General features: G+C 45.0%; 1 pseudogene. It reads left to right on the plus strand.

Annotation, left to right across the window (positions count from 1 at the left end):
- Positions 1-275 (plus strand): annotated as a pseudogene (locus tag CHH91_RS20675) (hypothetical protein); the annotation flags it as partial.
- Positions 276-313: the final 38 nt, after the last annotated feature.

Consider the following 313-nt stretch of genomic DNA (forward strand, 5'->3'; position numbering starts at 1 on the left):
CTGCAAGCCTGCTTGGGGAGAATGGAAAAAAAGCGAAAAAGCTTGCTCAACAGTTCGTTAAGCATAAGCTAGCCCATACGATTGCTAGTTTTGAATGGCCAAAAGATGGCAGTGATTGCCCGCTTTTGAAAGCGGTCCCCTTTGTAGAACGAATTGAACATCCATATGGTGGTGAAGTCGCGAAAAACGTGATGAGGATTCTTAACGGTGAGCAAATAGCCATGGATGAACCCATCCGTGTGGAAAGAAGTCGTTTGTCCTCCTTTTTCAATTGACGTGTGGCTGGTACACTGGTAATTGGAGGTAGGATAAA

It is taken from the genome of Virgibacillus sp. 7505 (assembly GCF_002272135.1).
In the GTDB taxonomy this organism is placed as follows: Bacteria; Bacillota; Bacilli; order Bacillales; family Amphibacillaceae; genus Terribacillus.